This window comes from Mycoplasma sp. 4463, assembly GCF_048381515.1.
Classification (GTDB): Bacteria; Bacillota_I; Bacilli_A; order Mycoplasmatales; family Metamycoplasmataceae; genus Mycoplasmopsis.
Map to the genome: position 1 here is coordinate 1 of NZ_JBLWID010000038.1, position 3,757 is coordinate 3,757.

2 protein-coding genes are annotated in these 3,757 nt (G+C 26.8%); both read right to left on the bottom strand.

Annotation, left to right across the window (positions count from 1 at the left end):
* Positions 1 to 67: 67 nt before the first annotated feature.
* On the bottom strand, positions 68 to 2,566 hold the full coding sequence (locus tag ACNF36_RS02935) for an MAG1360 family OppF-related protein (protein ID WP_418303669.1): 2,499 nt from the start codon (positions 2,564 to 2,566) through the stop codon (positions 68 to 70).
* On the bottom strand, positions 2,566 to 3,570 hold the full coding sequence (locus tag ACNF36_RS02940) for an ECF transporter S component (protein WP_418303670.1): 1,005 nt from the start codon (positions 3,568 to 3,570) through the stop codon (positions 2,566 to 2,568). The genes ACNF36_RS02935 and ACNF36_RS02940 overlap by 1 nt, the downstream gene beginning before the upstream one ends.
* Positions 3,571 to 3,757: the final 187 nt, after the last annotated feature.

The following is a 3,757-nucleotide window of genomic DNA, read 5'->3' on the forward strand; positions in this document are numbered from 1 at the left end:
AAATAAAAGCAAGTACCTCTGTCCTTGCTTAATATTTTACTTTAAAAATCAAAATACAAAGTTGTTTTTACAATTTTGTTTCTTCATCATAACTAAAGGCTAATTCTTCATTATTTTCATCATCTTCAGTTGTCGAAGTTGAAGCTAAATTTTTATTATTAATAAGTTCATTATAGAGAGTTAAGTCTTCCAAAACTGGATTGTCTTTTTTCTCTCTAACACTTACTCCATGCGATGTAAGTAAAGCTAGCGTTTCATTAAATACACTTACTAAATCTGGATTAACTAATGAAGTATGAGTCTGAGTTTCTCCTAAATCAATTGAACTTTCTACGTTAACTGTTTGAATAACATGAGTTCAGGTTTGAAAATCTTTAAGAGTAGAGTAAACATAATGATCTAAATTATCATCAATTGAGAATGAGTTTCTTTTAACAAATGACTCAACATAACTTGAGTTTGTTTGAGAGTTAAGTGATTGAATTTTACCTTCAATAAGCATTTTAACAAGAGGCGAAACTGTTTTGTTAAATACTTTAGAAACTCTTCCCCACTCAAGAACTTGAGTATCATCAAAGAAGTAAACATAATCACAGCTATTTTTGATAAATTCAAGATCGTCCGTGATGATAATAATATTCATATTATTTGCATTAGCAAATTTGAAAAGAACTCTATAGAATTCATTTCTAGCTTCAGGAGCAATTGTTTTTATGTCATCAGAGATGAATAAAAACTTGATTTCATCCAATGCGAATTTTGTAATTTTAAGTTTGATTTTATCCAATGTATCTAATGTCTTGTATTTTTCTAAATACTTGTGGTGTGTAATTGCCGAGTTTTCAAATGTTTCGACAAATTTAAACATAGCACTTAAATCTTTAACAAACTCGAACTTAGGCGCTGTGGTCGTTTTAGAAAAATCAATTAAATCTGATAGCATCTTAGAAACTCAAGTGCTTTTCATTAAAAATTTAATATTAGCAAAACTATTTAATACTTTTGTTAAGTTTTCCGAATTATCATTTTTAAATACAGCAGAAAGTTCAGATACTGTTTTGTCTAACATTTTTTCAATCTTTTTATAACTTGCATTAAATTCTTGGAGCTTCCTGTCTTTATTTTTAATAAGATTCTTAAACAATCTTTCTTGAGTATTTGTTTCTCACTCTAATTCAGCATTTGCAAGTTGAATCGTTTGACTAAAATCATGAACCATAACTTCATTTTTATAACTTGATATATAGTTAAAACGTTTAGATTGAATAGTTTTAATTATTGCTTTATTGCTACTGATTTGATTTTTAATAAACTCAAAATTACTTTTTGATTTACTAATAAATCTATTGATATTAATATCAAATTCCCTAGAAATAAAACTCTTAATCCTACTTACGGTTGTATTTTTATATTTATTTCTGATATCACCAAAGTTTTTATTGATGAAAATATTGACTTCAGACTCAATTTGTGATTTAAGGTGTTCTAAATCTTCTTTCTTCAAGAATCTAAGATTTCAATAATTCTGTTCTCAAAGTTTTAGCTCTTGTTTTTTAATTAAAATATCTTTTATACAATCAAAATATTCAGGACTTTTAAAGACTGCAATTCTTGATTGAATTTCAAAAACATTAATTTGTTTTTTAATTTGTTTAATAGTTGAAAAAATGTATTTCCGAGAATAAGCTTTGAGTTGTTCTTTATATTCTTTGTAAAATGCAATCTCAAACTTTAAGTCTCTAATTTTGAGATCGTTTTCTACTTTTGCAATACTTGTGCTGTTAATCTTTTCAATAAATTCAAGTTTGTATTCACTTTCTTGAATTTTAGTTTTTTTATCACTTAATGCATTATTTTCAACGTTGTTTAAGACATCTATAAATTCTTTTGAAACTACTTTAAATAAGTCAATAAAGATTTTAAATAAGTTTTTATTAAACTCATTTGCAATGAAAAATATGTTTCCTAATTGAACTTCTTTGTTTTGTTTATCCTTTTTTAGAAACGCTTCTTTAGCAGCATTGAAAAAGTGTGATAAGTCACCGTTGAAATTATCTGAAAGTTCGCTAAAGTGGATAATGAAATCACTTATGTGTCCATATGTTAGGTTTTTTAGTGGGTGAGCAAATTGCTCATAAACTTTTTGTTCTTTTAAAAGTTTATCTTTGTTCTTAACAACCGATAAACAACTAAGTCAAATATCGACTAAAGGAATGTTGTTATCATCGACATCACTAATATTAAGAAGGTCAAAATAGTCACTAATATAATCTAAATCTTTCATTCTATTTGTGAAATCATTAGTATTATCGTATCTATCTGCTTCATCAATTAATTTATTGTAGTTATATAGGGTTAAAAATGAATTCTTGTCCTTAAGTGCAAAGTTTCTAACTTTTTGATAAGTTAAATTTTTGTTATCTTTAGAAATATAGAAGGCTGTTTTTGAATTAGAATAGATTTGAATTTCAGGAATAGAAATAGAAGAGTAAGGCCATTTATCTTGCTCCTCACTCTTTTTTATAAAGATATTTGAAATTGTTAATTGAAGATCTTTATTTTTCATTAGTATCCTAATTTTGAATTTTTCTTAATCAACTTAATAATGATTGAATATGAATAGTAAATAACAAAAACGTTAAATCAAATCTTGACAGGACTGGAAATAATATGTTGAGTTATTCATAAGAAAATATCTTTTGTTTCTCCATTTCCTAAACTCATATTATCCCCAAGAGATAAAATTGGTATATTAATAAGTTCCAAGAAAGCAGAGAACACTATAATCGGGACAAATATTAAGAATCGCTCAACCCTCATTTTGAATCTTGCGACAATTATGAAAATTAGTAATAATGACATCCCTGTGATCATTAAAGCAAGTAATCCTCAACGATTTGGAATTAAACCTTTTTCAATATATTTATCTGGAACTCAAAAACCTACATAGTAAGTTATTATAATAATTACCAATGATATTAAAAAGACTGCTGCAGTGGTATAAACATTCTTTAAGATGTCTTTTGAATTATCATCTCTAATGAATGCTCTTTTTGAATTAAGTTTAATTAACTTATCGCCAACTTTAATAGCTTTTTCCATAGTAGCTTCATTTTTAGAAAGCTTTCTATATTTCTGAGCTAATAAAGTAATTTTAATTGAAATTCTTTCAAGTCTATATTCCTTACTGAAAGCATATTGTAAAAACGACACAAAGTAAAGTCCAAAGATACCTGAAATAAGGCCGTTAATAGCTGTCGCTAGAGTGTACATCGGGTTATAACCAACAGGTGGAACAAAAAGTAACGATAATAAATCTGACACAACACCAACAAAAACTCCAATGACAGGCCCAAAAACAAAACCTGTGATTTTTACAGGTAATCCTATAAATGAGAATTTGAATGATGGAATGTTAACAATAGGCATTAACTGAGCTGCAACAACGGTAAAGCTAACTGATATAGCGATCAAGATGGCTATAAAAACCATATTCTTAATAGTTCATTTACGTAATAGTCCTCACTCTGATAATGACGACATAAGCTTAGCTGTTACCTTTGTTTTCATATTATTAATTTTATAATAATTCCTATTTATTAAATTATTAATTTAATAAATAAAAAAGACCTATCTAGTAGGTCTTAAACTAGGACAAGAAAAGTAGACAGAAAATAAAAAAACTGTCTACTTTTTGTTTACAATAAGAGAAAGGATTTTACAAATGGCTAAACAATTGAAACATTATGAATGATTA